The 26,967-nt window shown below is 49.5% G+C and carries 22 protein-coding genes; 11 read left to right on the forward strand and 11 right to left on the reverse strand.

All coding sequences use genetic code 11. The features are described from left to right. Positions 1–36 precede the first annotated feature (36 nt). From GA0116948_RS09350 to galK, 8 genes are all read right to left on the reverse strand, one after another. Positions 37–1,101 (reverse strand): M20 family metallo-hydrolase, encoded by a 1,065-nt coding sequence (locus tag GA0116948_RS09350; RefSeq protein WP_089711403.1) that lies wholly within the window; start codon positions 1,099–1,101, stop codon positions 37–39. Between the two features lie 3 nt (positions 1,102–1,104). Beyond that, complete coding sequence (gene argB, locus GA0116948_RS09355; RefSeq protein ID WP_089711405.1) at positions 1,105–1,893, reverse strand: acetylglutamate kinase; 789 nt, start codon at positions 1,891–1,893, stop codon at positions 1,105–1,107. Then, a complete protein-coding gene (locus tag GA0116948_RS09360; protein WP_089711407.1) occupies positions 1,893–2,849 on the reverse strand; it encodes a Rossmann-fold NAD(P)-binding domain-containing protein in 957 nt (318 codons plus the stop codon). Before GA0116948_RS09360 ends, argB begins: the two co-directional genes overlap by 1 nt. A 147-nt stretch (positions 2,850–2,996) precedes the next feature. After that, positions 2,997–4,133, reverse strand: a complete 1,137-nt coding sequence (locus GA0116948_RS09365; RefSeq protein WP_089711409.1) for an aspartate aminotransferase family protein — start codon at positions 4,131–4,133, stop codon at positions 2,997–2,999. Between the two features lie 91 nt (positions 4,134–4,224). Further along, positions 4,225–5,205: an N-acetyl-gamma-glutamyl-phosphate reductase gene (gene argC / locus GA0116948_RS09370; RefSeq protein WP_089711410.1), complete on the reverse strand. Its 981-nt coding sequence runs from the start codon at positions 5,203–5,205 to the stop codon at positions 4,225–4,227. A 48-nt stretch (positions 5,206–5,253) separates the two neighbouring features. Next, the gene (locus GA0116948_RS09375; RefSeq protein WP_240619194.1) at positions 5,254–6,447 is read right to left on the reverse strand and encodes an argininosuccinate synthase; all 1,194 of its coding nucleotides are present in this window, start codon (positions 6,445–6,447) and stop codon (positions 5,254–5,256) included. Positions 6,448–6,481: 34 nt separating this feature from the next. Further along, complete coding sequence (locus GA0116948_RS09380; RefSeq protein WP_089711759.1) at positions 6,482–7,261, reverse strand: GNAT family N-acetyltransferase; 780 nt, start codon at positions 7,259–7,261, stop codon at positions 6,482–6,484. 464 nt (positions 7,262–7,725) lie between these two features. Then, a complete protein-coding gene (gene galK / locus GA0116948_RS09385) occupies positions 7,726–8,889 on the reverse strand; it encodes a galactokinase (RefSeq protein WP_089711761.1) in 1,164 nt (387 codons plus the stop codon). Positions 8,890–9,135: 246 nt separating this feature from the next. Between galK and GA0116948_RS09395 the strand changes: the two genes are divergently transcribed. From GA0116948_RS09395 to GA0116948_RS09440, 10 genes are all read left to right on the forward strand, one after another. Next, positions 9,136–11,052 carry an MFS transporter gene (locus tag GA0116948_RS09395; RefSeq protein WP_205686105.1) on the forward strand — a complete coding sequence of 639 codons (1,917 nt, stop codon included), beginning with the start codon at positions 9,136–9,138 and terminating at the stop codon, positions 11,050–11,052. Then, positions 11,024–12,016, forward strand: coding sequence for an ROK family protein (locus GA0116948_RS09400; protein ID WP_089711414.1), 993 nt, complete (start codon positions 11,024–11,026; stop codon positions 12,014–12,016). The genes GA0116948_RS09395 and GA0116948_RS09400 overlap by 29 nt, the downstream gene beginning before the upstream one ends. Positions 12,017–12,149: 133 nt before the next feature. After that, on the forward strand, positions 12,150–13,196 hold the full coding sequence (locus GA0116948_RS09405) for a N(4)-(beta-N-acetylglucosaminyl)-L-asparaginase (RefSeq protein ID WP_089711764.1): 1,047 nt from the start codon (positions 12,150–12,152) through the stop codon (positions 13,194–13,196). A 6-nt stretch (positions 13,197–13,202) separates the two neighbouring features. Continuing rightward, positions 13,203–13,973, forward strand: coding sequence for a copper homeostasis protein CutC (locus GA0116948_RS09410; protein ID WP_089711416.1), 771 nt, complete (start codon positions 13,203–13,205; stop codon positions 13,971–13,973). A gap of 206 nt (positions 13,974–14,179) precedes the next feature. After that, positions 14,180–15,823: a beta-N-acetylhexosaminidase gene (locus GA0116948_RS09415; protein ID WP_240619195.1), complete on the forward strand. Its 1,644-nt coding sequence runs from the start codon at positions 14,180–14,182 to the stop codon at positions 15,821–15,823. Between the two features lie 537 nt (positions 15,824–16,360). Then, positions 16,361–18,283 carry a glucosamine-6-phosphate deaminase gene (gene nagB / locus GA0116948_RS09420; protein WP_089711420.1) on the forward strand — a complete coding sequence of 641 codons (1,923 nt, stop codon included), beginning with the start codon at positions 16,361–16,363 and terminating at the stop codon, positions 18,281–18,283. Positions 18,284–18,515: 232 nt separating this feature from the next. After that, entirely contained in the window at positions 18,516–18,950 is a 435-nt protein-coding gene (locus GA0116948_RS09425) for an HD domain-containing protein (protein WP_089711422.1), read from the forward strand. 105 nt (positions 18,951–19,055) lie between these two features. Next, the gene (locus GA0116948_RS09430) at positions 19,056–19,601 is read left to right on the forward strand and encodes a hypothetical protein (RefSeq protein WP_089711424.1); all 546 of its coding nucleotides are present in this window, start codon (positions 19,056–19,058) and stop codon (positions 19,599–19,601) included. Positions 19,602–19,786: 185 nt separating this feature from the next. Next, entirely contained in the window at positions 19,787–20,677 is an 891-nt protein-coding gene (locus GA0116948_RS09435; protein ID WP_165798419.1) for a class I SAM-dependent methyltransferase, read from the forward strand. A gap of 283 nt (positions 20,678–20,960) precedes the next feature. Next, positions 20,961–21,974: a YpdA family putative bacillithiol disulfide reductase gene (locus tag GA0116948_RS09440; protein WP_089711428.1), complete on the forward strand. Its 1,014-nt coding sequence runs from the start codon at positions 20,961–20,963 to the stop codon at positions 21,972–21,974. Here GA0116948_RS09440 and murB read toward each other — a convergent pair. Further along, positions 21,971–22,987 (reverse strand): UDP-N-acetylmuramate dehydrogenase, encoded by a 1,017-nt coding sequence (murB, locus tag GA0116948_RS09445; RefSeq protein ID WP_089711430.1) that lies wholly within the window; start codon positions 22,985–22,987, stop codon positions 21,971–21,973. The genes GA0116948_RS09440 and murB overlap by 4 nt on opposite strands. Positions 22,988–23,082: 95 nt before the next feature. On the opposite strand from murB, the gene GA0116948_RS09450 reads away from it, so the two are divergent. Next, positions 23,083–23,748 carry an NAD(P)H-binding protein gene (locus GA0116948_RS09450; protein ID WP_089711432.1) on the forward strand — a complete coding sequence of 222 codons (666 nt, stop codon included), beginning with the start codon at positions 23,083–23,085 and terminating at the stop codon, positions 23,746–23,748. Here the strand turns inward: GA0116948_RS09450 and priA are convergent. Together priA and GA0116948_RS09460 are read right to left on the reverse strand one after the other, a co-directional pair. Then, complete coding sequence (gene priA / locus GA0116948_RS09455) at positions 23,745–26,186, reverse strand: replication restart helicase PriA (RefSeq protein WP_089711434.1); 2,442 nt, start codon at positions 26,184–26,186, stop codon at positions 23,745–23,747. The two genes, GA0116948_RS09450 and priA, sit on opposite strands and share 4 nt — an antisense overlap. Further along, positions 26,183–26,956 carry a lysophospholipid acyltransferase family protein gene (locus GA0116948_RS09460; RefSeq protein ID WP_089711436.1) on the reverse strand — a complete coding sequence of 258 codons (774 nt, stop codon included), beginning with the start codon at positions 26,954–26,956 and terminating at the stop codon, positions 26,183–26,185. The genes priA and GA0116948_RS09460 overlap by 4 nt, the downstream gene beginning before the upstream one ends. Positions 26,957–26,967: the final 11 nt, after the last annotated feature.

Below are 26,967 nucleotides of genomic sequence, written 5' to 3' on the forward strand. Positions count from 1 at the left end.
AAAAACAATCAGTATATACCCCACTGTCTTCCCTATTTACAAGATAGCGGTTACCAACCGGATGTAAGTATCAATACCTTCCCTGATCTCCTGCACATAGATAAATTCATCCGCAGTATGGGAGCGGGCCGAATCCCCCGGCCCGATCTTGATAGACGGGTAAGGTATCAGCGCCTGGTCGGAAGTAGTGGGCGAGCCGTAACACTGCTTACCCATGGCCACCCCTGCCTGCACCAGCGGATGGTTCAGCGGGATGCCGGAGGGGCGCATACGGATAGAACGGGCTTTCACTTCACATTGCACATGGGCCTTTACCGTGTCCAGCACTTGCTCCAGCGTGTACATTTCCGTTACGCGCACATCTACCACAAAACTACAATCTGCCGGCACCACGTTATGCGCCTTGTTAGAGGTATTGATCACCGTTACACTCATCTTCACAGGCCCCAGTACCGGCGACACCTTTTCGAAGCGGTAATCTTTAAACCAGGTGATGTCTGTCAAGGCTTTGTACAGGGCATTCTCTCCTTCTTCGCGCGCCGCATGGCCCGCGCGCCCATAGCTGGTACAATCCAGCACCATCAGACCTTTTTCCGCCACGGCCAGTTGCGTAAGTGTGGGTTCTCCCACCATGGCCAGTTCCAACGGCGGAAGCTGGTCCAGGATACTTTCAATACCGTTTATCCCACTGATTTCTTCTTCAGCAGTAGCCGCGATGATGATATTATACTTTAAATGTTGCTGGTCGTAAAAATGACGGAAAGCCGCCAGCAGGCTTACCAAACATCCACCAGCATCGTTACTGCCCAATCCAAAAAGCCGGTCGCCTTCCAGGGCGCCATCAAAAGGATCGCGGGTATATTGTGGATTAGGTTTTACCGTATCGTGGTGAGAATTGAATAAAATAGTAGGCTTGCTTGCATCGAAGTATTTGTTCTTCGCCCATACGTTATTTAAATGCTGCTGAAACGGGATGCCGCAATCCTGTAGGAAAGCCCCCAATACGCCCGCCGTACCCTGCTCTTCTCGGCTAATGGAGGGCGTGCGAACCAGTTGCTGCAACAGCTTTACGGCATCAGTATATAATTGTTCATTCCACATAAATCAGCAGATTAAGGTACCGGCCACTTCACGGGTGGTATTGCGCAGCACATCATCGGCGTGGCCAATTAGTACTTCGGTAACACCGCTTTCAATGGCCGAGAAGGCATTTTCTAATTTAGGCAAAATGCCGTCTGTAAGAATTTTATTTTCCAGCAGGTCCTGGTAGATGGTGCGGTTAATGAGATGAATAACCGCCTCATCATCGCTGGCATCGCGCAATACACCTTTCTTTTCAAAACAGTAGATCAGGCGCACTTTGTAAAAGGCAGACAAGGCAATGGCCAGGGAAGCGGCAATGGTGTCTGCATTGGTATTGAGCATCTGCCCTTTGCCATCATGGGTCAGGGGGGCAAACACGGGGGTAAGGCCGGCATCCAGCATAGCTTGCAGCGGTTGTACATGAAGGTCCTTCGTGGTAATATCGCCCACAAAACCATAGTCGATCTCCTTCACCGGTCGCTTCCTGGCCGGGATGATATTTGCATCCGCACCAGTCATGCCAATAGCATTACAGCCCAAGGCTTGCAGTTGCGCTACCAGTTGCTTATTTACCAGGCCACCATACACCATGGTCACCAGGTCTATTGTAGCAGCATCTGTAATACGGCGCCCATTGATGTAATTAGATACAATGCCCAACTGGTCACCGATACGGGTGGCAATTTTGCCACCGCCGTGTATCAGGATTTTTTTACCGGGAATGGTAGCAATGTTTTGCAGGAACTGCTGCAACAAAGGAGCATTGTCCAGTACATTGCCACCTACTTTTATGACGAAAAGATCTATCATTATTTTCCGTGTTTCAGTATTTCGCTCAATACGGCCTGTGCCGCCCATACGCGGTTTCCCGCCTCGGGAATCACGATGGCATTCGGGCCATCCAGCACTTCGTCGGCAATCACCACATTGCGGCGCACCGGCAGGCAGTGCATTACCCGGGCATCGTTAGTATGGCGCAGTTTTTCATTGGTAAACTGCCAGTGAGGATCGGTATTGAGTATTTTGCCATAATCTACATAGCTAGACCAGTTCTTTACATACACGAAGTCTGCGCCTTCCAGGGCCTTATCCTGGTTATACTCGATATGGGCCTGCCCGCTGAACTTCGGGTCCAGCTCATACCCTTCCGGGTGGGTGATGGTAAAGTCTACTTCACCCCAGGCGTTCATCCACTCTGCAAAAGAGTTGGGAACGGCTTGTGGCAGGGCTTTTACGTGCGGTGCCCATGTCATCACCACTTTGGGTTTGCGCGGCTGGTTCCAGCGTTCTTTAATGGTGATTAGGTCGGTAAGGCTCTGCAAAGGATGCAGGGTGGCACTTTCCAGGCTCACCACGGGCTTACCGGCGTATTTAATGAACTGGTGAATGTATTTTTCTGTATAATCTTCATCCTTATTTTTCAGGCCAGGAAAAGTACGGATGGAAAGGATATCGAAGTACTGGCCCATCACGGCGGCTGCTTCTTTTACATGCTCAGTGGTATTGCCGCTCATTATCACACCATCCTTCATTTCCAGCGCCCATCCTTCTTTGTCGATGTTAAATACAATGGCTTCCATGCCCAGGTTGCTGGCCGCCACCTGCGTGCTGAGGCGGGTACGCAGGCTGGGGTTCAGGAAGATCATGCCCAGCTTTTTATTTTCACCTATGCCTTTATCCTTGTAAGGATTTTTTTTGTAATCCAGTGCAATCTCCGCGAGCCGCGGAACAGATGGTACATCCGTTACGGAAATGAATTGTTTCATTCTTGGTAAATGTTAGACGTGAATGGGTAAGGCATACAAACAACGGGGAAACAGCGTAAAAGGCAGGATGTTGCCCGGCGGCCCGGTAAGCCCTGCAATGGGCTGCCTGGCCATCCTGCAACAAACTGCTGATTCCTTATAAACGACTTAGCTATTTTTTAATATTGCGTGAAGCGCCTGGAGGAAGATGTCGGCATCTTCTTTCCGCAGGGCGAGGCTGGGCAGCAAACGGATCACGTTTGGCTTGGCTTCACCGGTAAAAATCTTGTGGGTGAATAACAGTTCTTTCCGCACATGCGCCAGCGACTCCGGCAGTTCAATACCGATCATTAAACCACGGCCTCTCACTTCTTTTACGTTGGGGAAGGTTACTACCTGGTCTATGATATATTGCCCTACTTGCAACGCGTTCTGGATAAGCTGCTCCTGCGCTATCACCTCCAGTACCGCCAGCGCAGCGGCACAGGCCAGGTGGTTGCCGCCAAAGGTAGTACCCAACATGCCGTAAGAAGACTGGATATGGGGCGCAATGATGATGCCCCCTACCGGAAAACCATTGCCCATCCCCTTGGCCATGGTGTAGATGTCTGCATTTACACCGGCATAATCATGGGAAAAGAACTTACCACTGCGGCCATAACCACACTGCACGGCATCCGCGATGTACACGGATTTATACGTATTGCAAAGACTGCGTATTTTTTGGAGAAAGGATTCGCTGGCTACATTAATACCTCCAACGCCCTGTATGCCTTCGATGATCACAGCGGCAATGTCCTGGCCTTGTTCGGCAAACGTTTTTTCCAGCGCGGCCTGGTCTTCCCAGGGCAGGAAGATCACATGATCCGTCTGGTTAATTGGCGCTACAATCTTGGGGTTGTCGGTCACGGCTACTGCCAGGGAGGTACGGCCATGAAAGGATTTGCGGAAGGCGATGACCTTTTTGCGACCGGTGTGGAAAGAAGCGAGTTTCAACGCATTTTCATTGGCTTCTGCACCAGAGTTGCACAGGAATAGCTGGTAGTCTTCCTTGCCGGATACCTTACCCAGCTTGGCCGCCAGTTCTACCTGCAAAGGAATGCGTACGGAATTGGAATAAAATCCCACTTTGTGCAATTGCTCCTCCAGGCGTTTTACATAATTCGGTTGCGTGTGGCCAATGGAGATCACGGCATGACCGCCGTACATGTCCAGGTACTTTTGACCTTTGTCGTCCCAGACATAAGATCCCTGGCCTTTGTCAATGATAATGTCATTGACCGGGTAAACGTCGAAAAGCTTCATAACTTTAAATTGCGTCGGAGGGCTTCCTGACGACATTTTTAAGTGAAAAAAAGAACTTTTTACGCAGCCCCCATTCCTGGTGACCCCTTGCCTAAAACACGATCGATTTCAACTTCAGTCCTGCTGTTTCTTCCAGCCCGAATAAAAGGTTCATATTCTGGACTGCCTGTCCTGAAGCGCCTTTCAACAAGTTGTCTTCAATGGTATGAATGATGAGCTGGTCATCTTGTTTTTCCAACTGCACCAAACATTTATTGGTGTTGACTACCTGTTTCAGATCGATCTGTTTTTCGCTCACATGCGTAAAAGGATGTGTAGCGTAATAACTGTTATAAAGATGTAAAGCTTCTTGCAAAGAGAGGTTGCTCTGTAAATAAGAGGTCACCCAAATGCCGCGCGGGTAATCGCCCCGCACCGGCACAAAATGCACCGGGCTGTTATACCCTTGTTGCAACTGTTGTAAGCTGCGCCGTATTTCTTTCAAATGCTGATGGTTCAGCACTTTGTAAGTGGAAATGTTATTGGCCCGCCAGGTAAAATGGCTGGTTTCCTGCAAACGCTGGCCCGCCCCGGTGCTGCCGGTAATGCCGGTAGTATGTACAGTGGTGAGCAACCCCGCGTTGGCAAGCGGCAACAGGCCCAGTTGTATACCAGTGGCAAAGCAACCAGGATTGGCAATATTGCTGGCCTGTGCAATGACATCCCGTTGCAGTTCCGGCAGGCCATACACGAAGGAACGCCCGTTGACAGTTTCACCCAGCCGGAAATCCTGGCTCAAATCGATCACCTTTACGTGGTTAGGCACCGGTGTGCTTTGCAGGAACTTTAAAGATTCGCCATGGCCCAGGCACAGAAAAAGTACATCGATATCATCTTGCAACGCATCGGTAAAATTGAGGTCGGTATCACCCAGCAGGTCTGCATGCACGGAAAATACCGGCTTGCCCGCATTGCTGCGGCTGTGCACAAATACCAGGTGTACATTAGGATGGTTCAGCAATAAACGGATTGCCTCGCCGCCGGTGTACCCTGCGCCGCCAATGATGCCTGCTCTGATAACTATCTTACTCATATCTGTTAAATACAGGTGCCGGTGGTAAAGCCGGCTCCAGGAATAAATTTATTGATTAGACGTCGCAATCTGGTGCCAGATCATTGTCTGATTACCAAAGATCTTGCTGAAGCCCCGTACGTCCTCTCCGCTCCAGCCACTGTTCATCTCCCCATATTTGCCAAACTTGCTGCTCATCAAGTCATAGGGCGATTGGATGCCCTTTACCTGGAAACGGTAAGGCAGCAAGGTAACAAACACTTCGCCGCTTACGTGCTGCTGGGTATTTTCCAGGAAAGCTTCGATGTCGCGCATTACCGGGTCTAGTATCTGGCCTTCATGCAGCCAGTTGCCGTAAAACTGCGCCAATTGATCTTTCCAGCTCAGTTGCCATTTAGTAAGTACATGTTTTTCCAGGGCGTGGTGTGATTTAAGGATCACCATTGGCGCGGCGGCTTCAAAGCCTACGCGGCCTTTAATACCGATAATGGTATCGCCCACATGAATATCTCTTCCGATCGCATACGGACCGGCAATGGTTTGCAAATATTGGATGGCTGCAGACGGATGATCAAACGTTTGGTCGTTCACCCCTTTCAATTCCCCCTTTTCAAATACCAGTTTCACATCGGTAGCTTCCTGTTTGGTAAGCTGGGTAGGCCAGGCGTTTTCTGGCAAGAAACCATTGCTGGTAAGGGTTTCCTTTCCGCCAACGGAAGTACCCCAAATGCCTTTGTTGATGGAATACATGGCCTTGTCGAAGTTCATAGCCACCCCTTTGGATTTCAGGTAGGCTATTTCTTCCTCCCGGCTCAGTTTCAGGTCGCGGATGGGGGTGATGATCTCTACACCCGGGATCATGATATGAAAGATCATGTCAAAACGCACCTGGTCGTTGCCGGCTCCTGTGCTGCCATGCGCTACGGCAGTGGCACCGGTTTCTTTTACGTATTCGGCGATGGCCAGTGCCTGGCTCATACGTTCGGCACTTACGCTGAGGGGATAGGTATTATTTTTTAAGACATTGCCGAAGATGAGGTATTTGATCACCTTATCATAGTAAGACTTCACCGCATCCACGGTCTTGTGCGATTTCACCCCCAGGCTGTACGCGCGCTTTTCGGTTTCTTCCAGCTCTTCCTTTGTAAAACCACCGGTATTTACAATGATGGAATGCACTTCATAGCCCTTCTCTTCGGTCAGGTATTTAACACAGTAAGAAGTATCTAATCCGCCGCTAAAGCCTAATACAACTTTTTTCATGATAGTTTTGTAGTTGGTAGTGAAAATCTAAAAATCAGAATAAATTAAATAAGAAGAACCGGCGCTTTTGATGGTTATCCCGCCCTTCTTTGCGGGAATTCAGCAGCACATATTTTTTGTAGCGCAACCAGCGCTCAAACAGTTTAAAATCCTTTTTATAAGCACGTTTGCGTCTTACCTGGTGTATGGCGCCATGCATGGTTACAGACAACTGTTTTTCGGCAGCAGCCACTGCTTCCGTGGATTCGGTCTGTTTCTCTTCCACCTTTCCTTTCTCTGCAGGATCATACAACATCGCCGTGCAAAGACAGTTCTTACGGCCCTTGGCAGTTAGGATATCAAAGTTCACGCAGCTTTGGCAACCTTTCCAGAATTCGTTGTCATCGGTAAGCTCAGAATAAGTTACAGGCTCGTAACCCAAATCGCTGTTTATTTTCATAACTGCCAGGCCGGTAGTGAGACCAAAGATCTTGGCGTCTGGATATTTTTCGCGGGAGAGCTGGAAAATTCTTTCCTTGATAGACTTGGCCACGCCATGACCCCGGAAGGCGGGATTTACGATCAGGCCGGAATTGGCCACAAATTTTTCGTGTCCCCAGGCTTCGATATAGCAGAAACCTACCCATTCACCTTTATCGGTGAGGGCAATCACGGCCTTTCCTTCCTGCATTTTAAGCACCACATAATCGGGCGAGCGTTTGGCAATACCAGTTCCACGCGCCTTGGCAGACGATTCCATCTCGTCGGTGATGGTTTTTGCATAGTGTGCATCATCAGGAGTAGCTACCCTGACAATAATATTCGGATTTTCCAACTTATTCAATTGAAAACGGTGAAGCAATAAATAAAGGAGTAAAGGGTATTAAAAATCATTCCAAATCCGGGGGGAACGCCCAAAATGGCGAGCCGGGGAACGATGCGATAGCTTGCTGGAGCGGCGAAAGCTATCAAATACGAGGTCGTCGGCACAAGAACACAAAAAGATTGAACCCAAGAGTAACCACACCGGATTGTAATGCCGGGTGGAAAGCAGAGATGTAGTGATGGGTTGCAAAGTTTTTCAACTTCAGTTCAGCATTTAATTGTGAATTAAATCATCTTTAGTTTAGGATCGCAAAGTTATAACATTATTATTTATATAGGTCTAACTTTTTTGAAAGCAAACCGTTAAAAAAAATGTCCTGCCGCAGTGGCAGAACATTGGTTTATAAGAAAATACGATTTATACTTTTAGAGAAAGACCCTGCCCTTCACCCGGCAGCAGAAGCGGGCAGGCGTTTAATCCTGCAAGGCCTTGCCGTGTATTACTGTAGTGCCGTCTTGAATGGTGGTAACGTACACCTCCGGTTTTTTGCCAGTTTCCTGCTGGTAGCGATCCGCTATATATGCCACAAAACCGGGAACGGCAGCAGATTGTACCAGGTTAATGGTACAGCCGCCAAAACCGCCTCCCATCATGCGGGCACCCGCTACTTCCGGCCTTAACCGGGCCAATTCCACCAGCAGATCCAGTTCCGGACTACTCACACCATAGTCCCGGCTCAACCCTTCATGGGTTTCATACATAAGTTTCCCGAATGCCGGCAGGTTACCCTTTTCCAGCAGGGGGCCGGCTTCCTGGGTACGGGCTATTTCTCCGATCACAAACTGGCAGCGCTGAAACACCTCTTCGCCCACCTGTTCCCGCACCGCCTGCAGTTGTTCCAGGGTAGCATCGCGCAGCGATAACACCCCTGGGTGAAGGGCCTGTATGGCAGACACCCCGGCTTCGCACTGCTGCCGGCGCACATTGTACTCCGAACTGGCCAGCGAGTGATGCACCATGGTGTTACACAACACTATTTTATAATCCGGGAATTGAAAAGGGAAATACTGGTATTCCAGTGAACGGCAATCCAATAATATTACCTGGTCTTTACGTCCATGCAAATTAGCAAACTGATCCATAATACCACAAAGTACCCCCGGGAAGGTATGTTCCGCCTTTTGACCGATCAGCGCCATATCTATACGGCTCAGACCCAGCCCCATCAGTTCGTTAAGGGCCATCACCAGCCCCCCCTCCACCGCAGCGGAGGAACTCAGGCCTGCCCCTACGGGAATATCGCCATCCACCACACAGTCGAAACCTGGTACCACATACCCACGCTGCTGAAGCTCATACACCACCCCCAGCAGGTAATTGATCCATCCCGGTGTAGGTTTCACCTGGTCTAAAGAAAAGCTAATGGTCTCGTTCTTATACACGGCGTGTGCCGTACAGGTTTGTGTGCCATTGAGCTGCACTCCATATACAATACGTTTATCAATGGCCGCCGGCATAACAAAGCCGTTGTTATAATCCGTATGCTCTCCGATCAGGTTAATGCGGCCAGGAGAACTAACAATCAAAGGCGTTTTTCCAAATAACGCATGGAATTTCTGGGAAACTTGTTGTACCATTCCTACAATAATAAGGGTAAATCTTACACCTAAAAGTATAAAAAAATCCAATAACCTGGGTAAAAAGGCAGCAGACTAAAATTTATGGATATAATCCGGTGGTCCCGCATTGGAAACTTTGATGGGATTTAAATATTATTTAATGATAGGGGTTTTCTACAGCAAAGATTTCTAACTTTAAAAGCATTATAAAAAAATAATTTCTACATTTAGCACCTAATTTTACTGAAATCTTTTAATTCACTTATGTCGCAGCAACAAAAACAAGGCACGCATCCCTCCTTTTTTGTGTTAATTCTGGTTTTCTTTTTCTGGGGATTTCTGGCCGCTTCCAACAGTATTTTTATTCCGTTTTGTAAATCGCACTTCAATCTTACGCAACTGGAATCGCAGTTGATCGACTTCGCGTTCTATAGTGCTTATTTTATTGGATCGCTGATCCTGTACTTCTACTCTGCTGCGCGTAAAGTTGATCTTCTCAATAAGATCGGTTACAAAAAAGGCATCATTTACGGGCTGCTGATTTCCGTGTTCGGATCTATTGTAATGATCCCTGCGGTGAATAAAGAACGTATTGTACCCATCCAGGGAACCGTGGAGGATATCACTAAATTCACCACAGAACAGCAATTGCAGACCACCGATCATTCTGTGAAGATCCGTAAGGAAGCCAAAGACGGTGAGTATGCACTGATAGTGCCATTCGGTGCCCAGGCAGATCAATATATTACCGATCCGCAACTGCTGTCTATCGTACAGGGTAATAACTTCACGAAAGATGAAGAAAAGAAAGAATACAGCGCCAACTTTTCTACGGCCAATATTGAGTCCATCGTTACGGAGCTGGGTACCGCACACCATCAAACCGTGACCTTCGGATATTTTGCCCTCATCCTGGGTGCACTATTCATAGTGGCCCTGGGCTTCTCCCTGCAACAAACCGCGGCCAATCCGTTTGCCGTTCTGCTGGGTAACCCCGAGCAAGGCGCTAACCGCCTGAGCCTGGCCGGCGGGGTAAACTCCTTCGGTACCACCATAGGTCCCATCATCGTAAGCCGCCTGCTTTTTGGCGCAGCAGGTGGTAGCCCGGACGATGCTAATATTACCAGCATTAACACACTGTACATCCTGCTCATCGTGCTGTTTCTGCTGGCAGCAGGCATTTTTGCCATTACCAAAATGCCTTCTGCTACCAACGCCGATGAACATTTCGAAAGTTCTCCCAAAGCCAGCCGCAGCCTTGCCTGGATTACCGGTATGTTTATCCTGATACTTGTAGGCCTGGTATTAAAACAGGAACTGGTATGCTTTATCATTGGTATTGTGGGTATCATCGGGACCATCCTTTATTCTAAATCCGCCGCACAGGTGGGCCACGGAGAAGGCTGGGGCGCTATGAAATATCCGCAATTGGTATTGGGTATGCTGGCCATCTTTATTTATGTAGGTGTGGAAGTATCTATTGCCAGTAATATGGGCGCCCTGCTCCGGCATCCCGGTTTCCTCACGGAACACGGGCTGAAGGAGTCGGAACTGGATCCTTTCGTATCCCTGTTCTGGGGCAGCCTCATGATAGGCCGCTGGACCGCTGCTATCAGCGTATTTAATGTAACGGCCAGCACCCGCAAAATACTGTCGGTCATTGTTCCATTCGTTGCCTACGGCGTGGTGTTGGGTGCTAACGTATTAAAAGGTACGGATGTAAGCAATCTTTATCCTTACGTCATTTGCATTGTAATTCAGATTATAGGTTTCCTGGCTGCGCAAGACAAACCAGCCAAAACCCTCATGATCTTCGGCATACTGGGGGTAGCTTTTATGCTCTTTGGTATTTTTACTACCGGATATGTTTCTACCTTTGCATTTGTAAGCGGTGGCTTGTTCTGCTCCGTAATGTGGCCATGCATTTATTCCCTGGCTATTACTGGTCTGGGCAAATACACCGGTCAGGCTTCTTCTTTCCTGGTACTGATGATTTTGGGCGGTTCGCTGATCCCTCCGGTACAGGGTGGTCTGGCAGACATTCCGGCTATCGGCATCCACTTGTCTTACATTATTCCGGCGTTATGCTTTGCTTACGTTGCATTCTTTGCATTCCGCGTAAAATCAATTTTAAAATCTCAGGGCATCGATTATGAGTCAGCAGTTAGCGGTGGGCATTGATATTGGTGGAACGAACACCGTGTTTGGTATCGTAGATCGTCGTGGCAATATTTTGTACGACGGCAAAATGTCAACTAAAGCACATGGAGACATCACCTCCTTTTTAAATGAATTGAAGGAACGCCTTGATGTACTCATCGACAAGGTGGGTGGGAAAGATAACATCCGTGGGATTGGTGTGGGCGCACCCAATGGCAACTACTACACGGGTACCATCGATTACGCGCCTAACCTACGCTGGCGAGGTATCATCCCGCTGGCCAATCTGCTACAGGATTATTTCGACGTACCTGCTGTGCTGACCAATGACGCCAATGCAGCCGCCATCGGGGAAATGACCTATGGCGCTGCGCGCGGCATGAAGGATTTTATTACCATCACCTTGGGTACTGGCGTAGGCAGCGGCATCGTAGCCAACGGTCAGTTGATCTACGGCCACGATGGTTTTGCCGGAGAGCTGGGTCATTGTATTGTGATACCCGGTGGCCGCGTTCACGCCGGCACCGGCATGCGGGGCTCCCTGGAATCGTACGCCTCTGCTACCGGCGTAATGCTCACCGCCCTGGAATTTATGGATAGCCGCCCCGAACAGGATAGTATGCTGCGGCATACTCCCCGCGAACTGGTAGATTCAAAAGTGATCTTTGAAGCTGCCAAACAAGGCGATCCCCTGGCCATAGAAGTGTACGAATACACCGGCATGGTTCTGGGCGCGGCGCTGGCAAACTTCGTTATGTTCTCTTCCCCCGAAGCGATTGTTCTTTTCGGTGGCCTCACCAAAGCGGGCGACATGATCATGCGGCCTGTGCGCCACCATATGGAAATTAACCTGCTGCCTATTTTCCAGAATAAGGTAAAACTGGTTTTCTCCGAACTTAAAGAAAGCGATGCCGCCATTTTGGGCGCCAGTGCACTGGCCTGGGAAATGAAAACAGACCAAAAAGCAGAAACACCGCAACCTTAAGCAATGGATGCATAAGACATATTTCTTTTCTAAAAAACCCTGCCAGCGCGCAGGGTTTTTTTATGGATTTTATTTTCGATAAATCCCGCTGCCTTTTGTAGTTTTAACCGTGACCACCATCACACTACCTACCATGCATAACAGAAGAAATTTTTTGAGAATGGCCGCCACCACGGCAGCCGCCTTTTCGCTGAAAGGAGCTGCCAGGGCTGCGGCATACGGGCCAGTGCTGAATAAGCCTATTGTTATTTCTACCTGGGATTTTGGCCTTACGGCCAATAAAGGTGCCTGGGAGGTCTTATCCAATAAAGGTCGCGCCCTCGATGCCGTGGAAGCCGGTGTAAAAATACCCGAGGCCGATCCAAAGATCTCCACCATCGGCTACGGTGGATATCCCGACCGTGATGGCCGCGTTACGCTGGACGCCTGCATTATGGACGAAATGGGCAACTGCGGCTCCGTGGCGGCGTTGGAAAACATTGTGCACGCCATTTCCGTGGCCCGCGCTGTGATGGAAAAAACACCCCATGTTATGATAGTAGGCGATGGCGCTTTTCAGTTTGCCCAGGCCCAGGGCTTTCCCAAAGTAACCCTGCTGACCCCCGACGCCGAAAAGGCTTGGAAAGAATGGTTGAAAACTTCCGAATACAAACCGCAGATCAATATTGAAAACAAATCGTATAACGGTAACGTATCTACGACGTTTAATCCTTTGCGCCTTCCGGGCAATCAATATAATCATGATACCATTGGCATGCTGGCCATGGACGCGCAGGGCAATTTGTCTGGCGCCTGCACCACCAGCGGCATGGCATTTAAAATGCACGGGCGCGTAGGCGACTCTCCCATTATTGGCGCGGGTTTGTACATAGATAATGAAGTAGGCGGCGCTACTGCTACCGGAGTAGGCGAAGAAGTGATCCGCATTTGCGGCAGCCATCTTGTGGTGGAGCTGATGCGCCAGGGCTACCCCCCGGAAAAGGCCTGCCAGGAGGCAGTGGAGCGCATCGTAAAGAAAAATAAGCAACGCGCCTCCCAACTGCAAGTGGGCTTCCTGGCCCTCAATAAAAAAGGGGAATATGGCGCCTACTGCCTGCAAAAAGGTTTTAGTTATGCTGTATGCACCGCCGCCGATAAAAACGTGCTTCTAAACAGTTCATTTTATTTCAAAGAAAGCTAAAACTCCATGCCTGTAGTACTCGAAATATGCGCCAATTCCCTGGCCTCCGCCATCGCCGCCCAGCAAGGCGGCGCACAGCGGGTAGAGCTGTGCGACAACTTGCTGGAAGGTGGCACCACACCCAGTTACGCCACCATAGCCATGGCCCGCGAGCAGTTGCATATTGAACTCTATCCCATTATCCGCCCCCGGGGTGGCGATTTTTTGTACGATGACCTGGAATTTGCACTGATGCAAAAAGACATTGCGCTGTGCAAACAACTGGGCTGCAACGGGGTGGTGATAGGACTGCTCACCGCGGATGGCCAGGTAGATAAGGTCCGGACCAAGCAACTGGTATCGCTGGCCTGGCCCATGGGCGTTACCTTTCACCGCGCTTTCGACATGACGGTAAACCCCATACAGGCGATGGAAGATATTATTGACACCGGCTGTGAACGCATACTTACCAGCGGCCAGCGCAACACGGCAACAGAGGGCGCCCCACTTTTGGCAACCCTGGTACAGCAAGCTGCAGGGCGCATTATTATCATGGTGGGTAGTGGCGTGCGGTCTCACAATATAGCCTCATTGGTAACTGCTACCGGCGCTAATGAATACCATACTACCGCCAAGGCCTATGTAGAAAGCCGCATGGTATACCGCAACCCGCAGGTAAGTATGGGCGGCATTCCCGGCGTACCAGAATACGGCATTGCCATTACCCAGGCCAGCGAAGTGAAAAAGATACGTACCGAAGCCCAACAAGCATGGGAAGCATGGAAAGCCAGCCAGTAACTGTTTGTTAGCCCTACCTCCTCCAGGCATCCATGATTACCTCCCAAATATTTTTGACTTTCTTCCCGGATTTTTATTATTTTTTCACTCATCATTCCACGTACATACTGATCGTTTCTATTTTGCCTGTACTAACAACACAGCACGGAACCTTATTAATTGACTTACGCTGACCTATACTAACAGGCAGTGCTAAACTTTACCGTATGAATACAAATACTTTGCAACGGCTTTGTTGCATGCTACTGTTGTGCTGCGCCAACGCTGCTTTTGCCCAGGTATCCAAAGTGCCCAAAGGGCAGGTCAGCATTATTCCGCTACCGGTACAGGTAACCGAGAAAGCAGGTTCCTTCCTGCTTACCAGCAAAACGGTGCTGGTGGCCAATAATGAAAGCGATAAAACGGCTGCCGCCCTCTTCAATGAGTGGCTGAAGCCCCTAACCGGGTATGCCTTGCCCATCCGGGAAAACGGAGCTGCCAATTCTATTATCCTGGAAACAGGTCATGACACTACTCACCGGGAAGGCTATACGCTCACTGTAGATAAAAACCGCATCAAGGTGAGGGGCTACGATCCCGCCGGTACCTTCTACGGTATACAAACCCTTATCCAATTGCTGCCCATTGAAAAGGCAATGGCCATGCAGGTGCCTGCCGTGTACATACTCGACTATCCGCGCTTCGCCTACCGGGGCATGATGCTGGACGTTTCGAGGCATATGTTTCCCGTGGATTTTATAAAAAAATATATTGACCTGCTTTCTATGCAGAAGATGAATACCTTTCACTGGCATCTCACTGACGACCAGGGCTGGCGCATAGAAATAAAACGTTATCCCCGCCTCCAGGAAGTAGCCAGCCAGCGCAAGGAAACCAGCGTAGGCCACTACCGCGATGGCAAGTACGACGGCACACCCTACGGAGGTTATTATACACAGGACCAGGTAAAAGCCGTAGTGCAATACGCTGCAGACCGACATGTTACCGTAATACCTGAAATTGAAATGCCCGGCCATGCACAGGCTGCACTGGCCGCTTATCCCTATCTGGGCTGCACGGGTGGCCCCTATGAAACGGCCACGCACTGGGGCGTGCTGCATGATGTGTATTGCGCTGGCAATGACAGTGTATTTACCTTCCTAGAAAACGTGCTGGATGAAGTGCTGCCACTCTTCCCTTCCACCTACGTACACATTGGAGGCGACGAATGTCCCAAAGACCGCTGGGAAAAATGCCCTAAATGCCAGGCCCGCATAAAAGCTGAAGGCCTCAAAGATGAACACGCCTTGCAGAGCTATTTTGTACAGCGCATTGAAAAATATCTAAACAGTAAAGGCAAGCAGATCATTGGTTGGGACGAAATACTGGAAGGTGGCCTGGCCCCCAATGCCACCGTGATGAGCTGGAGAGGCATTGAAGGCGGCATTGCCGCAGCACGCCAGCATCATAACGTAATCATGACGCCCGGTAAGTATCTCTACATTGACCATGCCCAATCCATAGACAAAGACGAGCCGTTATCTATCGGCGGCTTCCTGCCGGTAGGCCAGGTATATAGTTATGATCCTGTACCCACAGATTCCCTGCAACCCGATGAATACCATTATATCATTGGTGCCCAGGCCAACCTGTGGACGGAATATATTCCTACCACCGACTACGCCGAATATATGGCCTATCCCCGTGCCTGCGCCGTGGCAGAAGTAGCATGGACCCAGCCAGACCGCAAGCACTACGACGATTTCCTGAAACGACTCAAAGTACACGCTGCACGGCTAGATTTGAAAAACGTTCACTACGCCAAACACGTGTTAGATCCTACAGCTCCAAAACCGGTCGTAAAAAACTAATGCGAAAATAAATGCCACCTGCACAAACGCCTGCTTGCCCATGCAGGCGTTTGATTTATTCCGCCCGCAGTACGCGGAAAACAAAAAAACCGACACGTTTACACATGCCGGTTTCAGCCGAAGCTGCTTTTATTGACTCCTACACCAATAAAAAGATGTTATAGTGGGCTAGAGTTGCAATAGAATAAGGAAAGCAAACATAGCATAACTGGGATGATGAAACTGCTCAACAAAATACAGACCTTATTGGTTTAGGTAGCTGTATAATGGTTTATTAAGGTATCCCAGCCACCCCTATGTACGCAAAAAGGTTAATCACCGGATTGGCCCTCCTTGAAGAATTTCCAAAAAAGCTTACCCCTTACATTTTCTTAAATTACTGAATAATAGCATTTTAAGGAGTAGCAGTAGGGATACCTACCCCATTAAATTGCACAAATTTAAAAAGTAGGGCAATCTTTTTAAAAACGCATACAAGGTTAACGTATTTGTTTTAATTTTCCATTTCCATTTTTAAAGCATCAAACAAATTTACTTATGACCATTCACCACCAGGAAATTGAACTGATCGACAGTTTCGAGCAAATTGCCGTGGAAATTTACCCTACCGCCAAAGAGGGTTCCAAAGCAGTTGCCGCCGAGATTGCAGCGCTCATCCGGGAAAAACAAGCCGCTAATCAACGATGCATATTGGGGTTGGCTACCGGCTCTACACCGAAGTATTTATACGCAGAACTGGTACGCCTCCATAAAGAAGAAGGCCTCAGTTTCAAGAATGTTATCACTTTTAACCTGGATGAATATTATCCCCTGGAACCAGACGCGCTACAGAGCTATCACCGGTTCATGAAAGAACAACTCTTCAACCATATTGATATTCCGGAAGGCCAGTATTTTATACCCGATGGCACCCTGCCCAAAGACAAAATGAAGGCTTATTGCGAGCAGTATGACCAACACATTGAATCTGTAGGCGGCATAGACCTGCAAGTACTGGGCATTGGCAACAACGGACACATTGGCTTTAACGAGCCAGGATCTTCCATCAATTCCCACACCCGCCTGGTAACACTCGACAACTCTACCCGCCTGGCCAATGGATACGACTTTAGCAACATGAGCCAGGTGCCGCGCCTGGCCATTAGCATGGGTATAGGCACCATATTGAAGGCTAAAAAGATCGTGCTGCTGGCCTGGGGATCGCATAAGGCTAAAATTGTAGCCCGCAGTGTAGAAGGCTCCAGCTCCGAACACGTGCCAGCCTCCCTGTTGCAACAGCATCCTAACACCAAATTTGTTATCGAGGAATCTGCTGCACTGGAACTTACCCGCTATAAAGAGCCATGGCTCACCGGCGATTGTGAATGGACACCGCTGCTCATTCGCAAAGCCGTAACAGGCCTGGCGCTGAAGCTCAACAAACCCATTCTCATGCTCACCGACAAAGACTATAATGAGAATGGACTCAACGACCTGATCGTACAATATGGATCGGCCTATGAGCTCAATATTAAAGAGCTGAACGCTATCCGTGATACCATTACCGGATGGCCCGGCGGTAAGCCACACGCCAACCTGCCCAACCACCCGGAACGCCCGGAACCGGCCAGCAAGCGGGTACTCATCTTCTCCCCTCACCCGGATGACGACATCATTTCCATGGGGGGCACCTTCATTCGCCTGCACGAACAGGGACACGATGTACACGTGGGCTACCAAACTTCTGGCAATATTGCAGTAACAGACGAGTTCTTGCTCCGCTTCGTGGACTTTGCCGTGGGCTTCGATACCATGTTCGATGTGGATCGCAGTACCAGCTCCAAGATCCTGGAAAATGCAAAGGCATTTATCCGCCTGAAGAAACCCAGCGAAAAAGATACGCCGGAGATCCGCGCCATTAAAGGCCTCATCCGCCGCTGCGAAGCCAAAGCCACCTGCCGGTACGTAGGCATTCCTGAAGAAAATGTACACTTTATGAACCTGCCGTTCTATGAAACCGGCCTGGTGGAAAAGAAACCTTTGGGCGATGAAGACATCCAGCTAACGGTAGACCTTATACGAAAAATAAAACCGCACCAGATTTACTGCGCCGGCGACCTGGCCGATCCTCATGGCACCCACAAAGTATGCCTGGATGCTATTTTCGCAGCCTTGCAGATTTTGAAAAATGAAGCATGGATGAAAGATTGCTGGGTATGGCTGTACAAAGGCGCCTGGCAAGAATGGGACGTTCATGAAATAGAGATGGCCGTACCCATGAGCCCCGACCAGGTATTGCAGAAACGACTGGGCATTTTTATCCACCAGAGCCAGAAGGACGTAGTACCATTCCAGGGCTCCGACCTCCGGGAGTTCTGGCAGCGCGCAGAAGACCGCAATGCCAACACGGCCGACCTGTACGACCGCCTGGGTTTACAGAAATACGCCGCCATGGAGGCTTTTGTAAGACATCGTTTTTAAAGAGCAACATAGCACATGCTCCGCAACATAATACGAAGAACTCCCATAAGTTCTTCCTTCAGCTAACAAAATGCTTTCCATCATAAAAGCCCGCGCCTACCCAGGCACGGGCTTTTTACGTTTTCTACCCCAGCCGGGAAAAATTATTCCCTGGAATGCTTATCTTTAAAAGAACATTTTATAGAATAACCGGCCCCCCCGCCATAGCCGGGAACTTCCTAACATCCACTATATGATAACACTTGAGAGAGCCATAGCCATTGCGGTAGCTGCGCACGCAGGACAAAAAGACAAATATGGCGCCCCTTACATTGGCCACGTATTACGGGTAATGAACCTGGGAAAAACCGATGCGGAAAAAATTGTAGGTGTGTTGCACGATGTGGTAGAAGATACAGCATGGAGCTTTGAACAACTGGCAGCTGAAGGCCTGGACCCCACGCTCATAGCAGCTTTGCGGGGAGTCACCAAACTTTCCGAGGAGGAAGACTACGATCATTTTGTAAACCGTACCTTGCAAAACAAGCTTTCCTGCGCCGTAAAGCTGAACGACCTGACCGACAATATGGATATACGCCGCATTCCCGAGCTTACGGAAAAAGACATTAGCCGCCTAAATAAATACCTGCGGGCATACCGTACTATTACAGCCCAGGTGTACGCATAATTTTTATTTGCTGGTGGAAATTGTAAATCGCAAATTGCACCTGCTTGGAATTGACTTTTAAATTTTGGGAAATACGTCAGTATAGCCAGTTAAAAATATAGTGATATGGATGAAGACATCTTAATCGACTTTAAATTTAAACAGGATAGGCCAGGCCTGGGCGATCTGTTCCTGATTACCGGCACGGAGCATGCAAAGTTTCCGGCTAAAACCCGCAACTTCGAACAGCTGGCCCACCTGGGCTTTGAGCAAATACATGACTTCTTCGGGATACTTAATGAAGAAGAAGCTGGTGATGATGTGATTGTATGGCTGTTTCCCATGATCCGTGGTGAAGAAGCTATCCAACATGCTGGCCCCTTCGATGCGGTACGCCTTTCTTACAACGCCCTGCGCAATGTACCTGGCAAATCGGTAGACGTATTAGAAGAATGTTACGACCTGCTCCTGGAAAATTTTGATGTACAGGTGCTGCTCAATGGACTGCCCATTGCCGGCTTTGAACCAGTGTCCGAAAAGATCAGCCAGATTGTGGGCCGCTGGCGGGCAGAAGGCATAGAACCTGGCTCTGAAGCCGCCCTCCTGCTGGAAGATGATGAAGATTGGGACGATGAAGACGACGACTTTAATTATAGCGATGACGACCGCTGATACCCTGTAAATTACGAACAGGATGACCTTACTTATTACTGCCAGAAGCCCCACCCGGGGCTTTTTTGCTACCCCTGCACCATAACTGCCCTGCACGCACCTCTATTAACAAGCACTTCACTATCCGATGAAAAATATTTAATATTTTGAAGGGTCATCCCAAACCCTTTTGTACAATGCCATTGGTGAAAACCAGCAGAACCGCCGCTTACATGGCCCTTTTCCGGGCAATTGAATCTGCGCAGCACCCCGGCCACAGATTGTTCAACGATCCATTCTCCATATATTTTCTGCATGGCTGGCTAAAACTGGCCGCCCGGATAGCCCGCCTGCCCCTGCTGCGCCAATTGCTCATCGCTTACATAGAAAGGTACTGGACAGGCGCATTTACCGCCGGCATTGCCCGCACCCGTTTTATAGATGATACCATTGCCCAGGCCGCACAAAGTGATATTAACCAGGTGATTTTACTCGGCGCCGGGTATGATTGCCGGGCCCATCGCCTGTTGCTGCCCAATGTTCAGTTTGTAGAAGTAGACCATCCCTGCACACAGCAATTAAAAAAAAAACAAATAGGCCGTTTTTATGAAAAAGAAGGCAACCTGCCCATTAAACCGGTGGATTACGTGGCGGTGGATTTTAATGACGCACAACTGGGTGCCATAGCCCCTGCCATGCTGCAACGCGCTTATTATAAAACCTTGTTTGTGGTAGAAGAATTAACTAACTATATCACCGAAGCGGCGGTAAACGACGTACTGCGCTACATCAAAGGATTTCCAGCAGGTACCCGGGTGGTATTTACTTATATGGACAAGCGTGTAATAGATAACACCGGCGCGTTCTCTGGCACCAGCAAGCTGTTTAGAACACTGGCCAGGAACCGCGAGCAGTGGACGTTTGGCATATTACCAGATAAACTGGAAGCTTATTTGACCGCCCGGCATTTTAAATTACTTTATGATGGTGGCGCCGCCGATTACCGGTATGCTTACTTTGGCAAGCAGAAAGCAGCCGCCATGAAAGGTTTCGAATATCAACGCATTGCCGTGGCCGAGTTATTGCCAGGCCAGTGAACCCTGCTTACGCCCTGCCCAATATCTCCGGCAGCAGCACATAACACAGGCGCCCCAAAACAATACTGTTTCTTACCCGGATGTAGTAAATTTGTAGTAACCTTCCCGGCCAGCCGCAAACAGGCCTTGGAAGAGTATAACATACCGGAAAGCATGCACATTCCCATTGCTACAACCTGGAATGGCAGCACACCTGATCGCTCACCGGAACGGCATTACATCAGCATAACATAACCCGCCAGGATGGTTCATAATCAGCCATCCGGCCTAAGGATAGGAGCATATGGAACAAACTACTTTTGCATACGACGTGCTGATCATTGGTGCAGGGCCTATTGGCCTGGCCACTGCATTGGCAGCACAGCAGGCCAACCTGAAATACGTGGTGATAGAAAAAGGCACCTTGGTAAATTCCCTGTATAACTACCCCGTACACATGACCTTTTTCTCCACTTCGGAAAGGCTGGAGATTGGTGGTATTCCTTTTGTTTCCATCAACCGCCGCCCCAGCCGGCTGGAAGCCATGGAATATTACCGCCGCGTAGCTACCGCGCACAAACTGCACGTAAATCTTTTTGAAAAGGTAGAAAAAGTAACAACTAACGGTAACGGATATACGGTAATTACCGAAAAAGCTACTTACACTGCTACACATGTAGTGATTGCCACCGGTTTTTTTGATATAGAAAACAGGTTGGATATTCCCGGCGAAGACTTGCCTAAAGTAACCCATTATTATAAAGAACCCCATTTCTACACCATGCAGCACGTAGTGGTGGTGGGCGCTAACAATTCCAGCGTGGACGCGGCTTTGGAAACCTATCGCAAAGGTGCCCACGTAACCATGGTGATCCGCGACGGAGAAATTGGCAGCCGGGTAAAATACTGGGTGCGCCCCGATATGGAAAACCGGATAAAGGAAGGCAGCGTAAAGGTTTATTTTCATTCATCGCTCACCGCCATTCGCCCCGACAGTGTAGACATTCAGACACCCGACGGCCTGGTTACCATTCCCAATGATTACGTACTGGCTATGACCGGCTACCGCCCCGACCTGCCATTCCTGGCGGATACAGGCATTGAAATAGCACCTGCATCCAATCAATGTCCGACCTATAACCCAGACACCATGGAAACCAATCTTCCCAACCTGTACCTGGCAGGCGTAGTGTGCGGCGGATTGGATACGCATGTGTGGTTCATAGAAAATTCGCGGGAGCATGCGGAGAAAATTGTAGCGAAAATTGTAAGGGAAAGAGCAGGTAAACAGGAAGCTCCGCAAAAGGGAGACAGTTAGATAATATTTACTTCCCGTTCCAGCAGTACGCCAAAACGCAGTTGCACGCTTTGCAGGATCTTGGTAGACAAGCGGTAAATATCCTGACCACTGGCCTTGCCATAATTGACCAGTACCAGGGCTTGTTTTTCATGCACGCCGGCATCGCCTTCGCGGTAGCCTTTCCAGCCGCATTGCTCAATGAGCCAGCCCGCCGCCAGTTTATAGGCGTTTTGCCCAGCGGGGTAGGCCACCACCTCAGGGAAAGAACCTTTCAGCACCTTGTAATGCATTTCAGACACCGTAGGGTTTTTAAAGAAGCTGCCGGCATTGCCAATCTTTTTGGGGTCGGGTAGTTTGGAAGAACGGATGTTGATCACCGCCTGGCTGATGGCCTGCACCGATAGTTCCGTAACCCCCATCTGTTCCAGCTCGGTGTTAATGGCGCCATAGCTGGTATGGAATTGCGGATGCTTGCGCAGTTTAAAAGTGACCGACAATATCACAAACTGTCCCTTGTAGGCCTGCTTAAATACACTCTCCCGGTAGCCGAAGGCGCAATCGGCATGATGAAAAGTCACCACGGTTTTATCCTGCAAGTGCCAGGCTTCCAACGAATCAAAAACGTCCTTAATCTCTACCCCGTAAGCCCCGATGTTTTGCATAGGGCTGGCACCTACATTGCCCGGTATGAGCGACAGGTTTTCCAGTCCACCCAGGCCTTGGGCAATGGAATGCAGTACAAAGCCATGCCATTGCTCTCCCGCGCCAGCTTTTATGTACACAAATTCATCATCTTCCTTTACTACGCTAATGCCCTTTAATTCGTTTTTCAGCACCAGCCCGTCAAATGCTTTCGTGAGCAGGATATTGCTGCCACCACCGAGTACCAGGGTGGGAAGCCCTTGCGCAGCCGGCCATTGCAGGGCTTCCTGCAACTGATCCAGCCTTTCGAAAGCAGTGAAATAACGGGCCGGCGTATCTAATCCGAAGGTATTATAAGGTTGTAAAGAAACGTTTGATAACACTTGCATAAATAACTATAAATAGGATTAATTTGTAGTCTTATAGCGCGTACCGGCTACCACAGGAAGGGGCCAGCGCCAGCACTTTTATTAATTGCTAAGATATGTCTTTCACTGCAATTGTACTGGGTGGTTCCGGTCTTACGGGCCACCAGCTTCTCCAGCAACTGATCCAGGACGCAGCGTGTACCCATGTGCGTGCGCTGGTGCGCCAACCGTTGGCCTTAGAGGATGCCAAGCTGGAAACGGTTGTACTGGATTTTAATAACGATGCTGCTTTCCGGGAGGCCATGCAGGGCGAAGTTGTTTTTTGCTGTATAGGCACTACCATCCGCAAAGCGGGCAGCCAGGCGGCTTTCCGCGCGGTGGATTACGATATTCCCGCCAGGGCGGCTGCCTTTGCCAAAGCACAGGGCGTGCAGCAATTTTTATTAATATCCGCTATCGGGGCGGGCATTAGCAGCAGCAATTTTTATCTCCGTACCAAAGGCGAGGTGGAGCGCGCCATACAACAAACCGGTTTTTATGGCGTGCATATTTTCCGCCCCTCCTTTTTAATGGGCCAGCGGGAAGAACGCCGGCCCATGGAGATCGTCGCGGGCGCACTCCTGCCGGTGGTATCGCTGTTTTTGCTGGGCCGGCGGCTGCGCAAATACAAAGGCATACCAGCCGCCAAGGTGGCCCGCGCTATGATCGTCATTGCCCAGCGGAAAGCTGAAGGCATTCATGTGTATGAATCGGATGCTATTGCACAATTGGGCAAGGCTTAAACACAATCCACATCCGGCTGGATAAACACCGAACGGAATTTCTTTTCTGCCGTAAGCTGGGCAAACAGCTCTTTGAGCCTGTTTTTAGTATCGGCCAGCACGCGGGAATCCCGCGGCAGTTTCAGTAATATTTCCTGCAAATAATAATTGCGCACCCGGCTTACTAGCGGCGCAGCTGGCCCTACGAGGTATATGCCTGGTGTGGGTTGTATCCAGCCAGCCAGTAGCTGCGCGGCCTGTTCTACCACTTTCTGGTCTTTGTGTTTCAGGGTAATGCGCAACAGGCGGAAATAAGGCGGGTAGCCAAAACGCTGCCGCTCCTGAAGTTCTGCATCGTACATGGCTATGTAATCGTGGGCTATCACGTATTGCAAAATGGGATGCTGGGTATTGCTGGCCTGTATCAGCACTTTCCCTTTTTCATGCTTTCGCCCCGCCCGCCCGCTCACCTGCTCCATGAGCTGGAAAGCACGCTCATTAACCCGGAAATCGGGATAACTCAATAAACTATCAGCACTTAGGACTCCTACCAAATTTACATGATCAAAGTCCAGCCCCTTCACCACCATTTGCGTACCTACCAACAAATCTATTTCCTGCTTTTCCAATTGCTGGATGAGTTTATTATGACTGTCTTTATTGCGCACCGAATCTACATCCATACGGGCTATGCGGGCTTCGGGAAATGCCTGTATCAGATCATCTTCTATCTTCTCGGTACCAAAACTCTTCGGCACCAGCGTTTGGCTGCCACAGGCTGCGCAGGTGTAGATGTAGGGATATTGCGTGCCGCAGTAGTGGCAGTGCAGTTTGTCGCGGTGTTTATGATAGGTGAGTGATACATCGCAGTTTTTGCAATCAGGTATCCAGCCGCAGGTGGTACACAACAGGAAGGGTGCATATCCCCGCCGGTTCTGGAATAGAATAACCTGCTTCTTTTCTTCCAATGTGTGGCTGATGGCGGCTTTTAGTATAGAGGAAAAATTACCGTCTACTGTTTTGTCCACCATTTCCTTTTTCATATCCACAATTTCGATTTCGGGCATCTGCATGCCACCGAAACGTTCGCTCAGCGTTACCAGGCCAAACTTGCCCTGCTGCGCATTGAAGTAAGATTCCAGCGAAGGCGTGGCAGAGCCCAGCAATACTTTGGCTTTGAAAAGGGCGGCGTAATAAATGGCGGCATCGCGGGCATGATAGCGGGGTGCGGGATCTTGCTGCTTAAAAGAACCATCGTGTTCTTCATCCAGTATTATCAGGCCCAAGTCGCGGAAGGGCAGTAGCAGGCTGGAACGCGCGCCTACTACCAGTTGTATTTCACCAGACTTTACCTTGTTCCATATTTCCACCCGCTCGTTGTTGCTGAATTTAGAATGGTAGATACCAATTTTGCCACCAAAATGTTTCTGCAACCGGCGGATGATCTGGGCCGTGAGCGCAATCTCCGGCAGCAGGTACAACACCTGTTGGGCCTGTTGCAGCACCTTTTCGATCATGCGCACGTATAGCTGTGTTTTGCCACTGGAGGTAACTCCATGCAGCAGCGTCACTGCTTTTTGCTCCATCTGCTGTTGCAGCGTTTCCCAGGCTTTTTCCTGGGCGGGACTAAGGTCTGATTGCAATTGCATTGCAGTTTTGCCCATGGGCACACGGTCTACCGTACGTTGCTCTATGCGCAATACGCCTTTATCCACCAGGCCTTTCAGTTGGGCGGCGCTGGCGCCGCTCTTCTTCAGCAATTCGCTTTGAACAACGGAACCTTGTGTTTTTACCAGGTGCAGGTAGGCCAGCAGCAATTCCATTTGCTTAGGCGCACGGCCCATCTCATTAAACAGGGCCGACAACGCTTCATCGCCATGATATGGTTCCTGTAGCAATACATAATTTTCCTTCTTCTCCTTGTATACCTCGCGCAGCTCTTCGTAAATAAGGCATACTTTTTTTTCGATCAGTTTCTTGATCACGCTGTACACATCCGATTTGTCGAGGATCAGCTGCACCTCACCAATACGCAGTTCCTGCCGGATTTGCAGGGCTTCTGCAATCAGGTATTCATCGTCGCTCAGGAGCGAAAAATCTTCTCCGTAGGCTTGGTTCAGCAGCAGCACCGACTCGCTCGACAGTTTAAGGTGGGCGGGCAGCGCTGCATTCAGCACCTCCCCTTCCGAACACATATAATACTCCGCCAGCCAGGCCCAGAAGGCTAATTGGGTGGGATACACTACGGGGTCTTTATCCAGCAGGTCTAATATGGGTTTAGTTTTATAAGTGGGGGCCTGTGTATGTACAGCGCGGATAATACCGGCATACTTCTTCTGCTTACCCAGCGGCACGGCTACCCGGCTACCGGGCTGTAACTGCCCTTCCATCTCAGCAGGAACGCTGTAAGTATAGATCCGGGGCAGTGCTAGCGGCAATATGATATCGGCGTATATCAAGCCTTTACGGTGATTTCGGGGTAAGTATGGTATTGGCGTAAGGTAGTTTCCATGGCTTCGTACACCTGCTGTTTTAAAGCCGGCAGGTCGGCTACGGTAAGTCCTTTTACAGGGATCACCGGCAGGTACACGATGCGCACCTTACCGGGATTTAAAGCAAGCAGCCCTTTCCCTTCGGGCAGGCGGTCTACGTTATCAATAAAAAGAATGGGTTTAATGTTGGTTTGTGTTTCAATCGCTATTTTAAATGCCCCATTATGAAAAGGCGTAAGCGGTTGCCCACTGGTGTTGGTGCTGCCCTCCGGGAAAATCAGGATGGATACACCCTGTCGCAGCATATCCATCATTTTTCGCACGCTCAATGCGCGGTCGCGGGCACTGGAACGGTCTACCGTTACCACGGCGTGTTTGTAGATAAATCCGAAGATGGGAATTTTCTGCATTTCTATTTTGCCCAGCGGACGGAAAGGCAGGCGCACCTGCCCTACCGCCAGTGCTGCATCAAGATAAGAAGTGTGGTTCACTGCATACATCAGCGATTCCCCATCATTACGACCGCCCACATATATTTTTTGTACCGGCATGCCTACCAGTGGAAACCAGGTGCGCGACCAAAACCATAGGAAATAATAAATGACATTGCCCCCGGTTATCCTTCCAAAAAAGGAAAACACGATGATAAATGGCAGGATCAATAACATAATGCCGATAAACCAAAAAGAGGCCCATATTACATACACCCACCGGATTGTTTTCGATAAAAAACGCATAAATAATTTAA

The sequence above is a fragment of the Chitinophaga costaii genome (assembly GCF_900094705.1).
Classification (GTDB): domain Bacteria; phylum Bacteroidota; class Bacteroidia; order Chitinophagales; family Chitinophagaceae; genus Chitinophaga; species Chitinophaga costaii.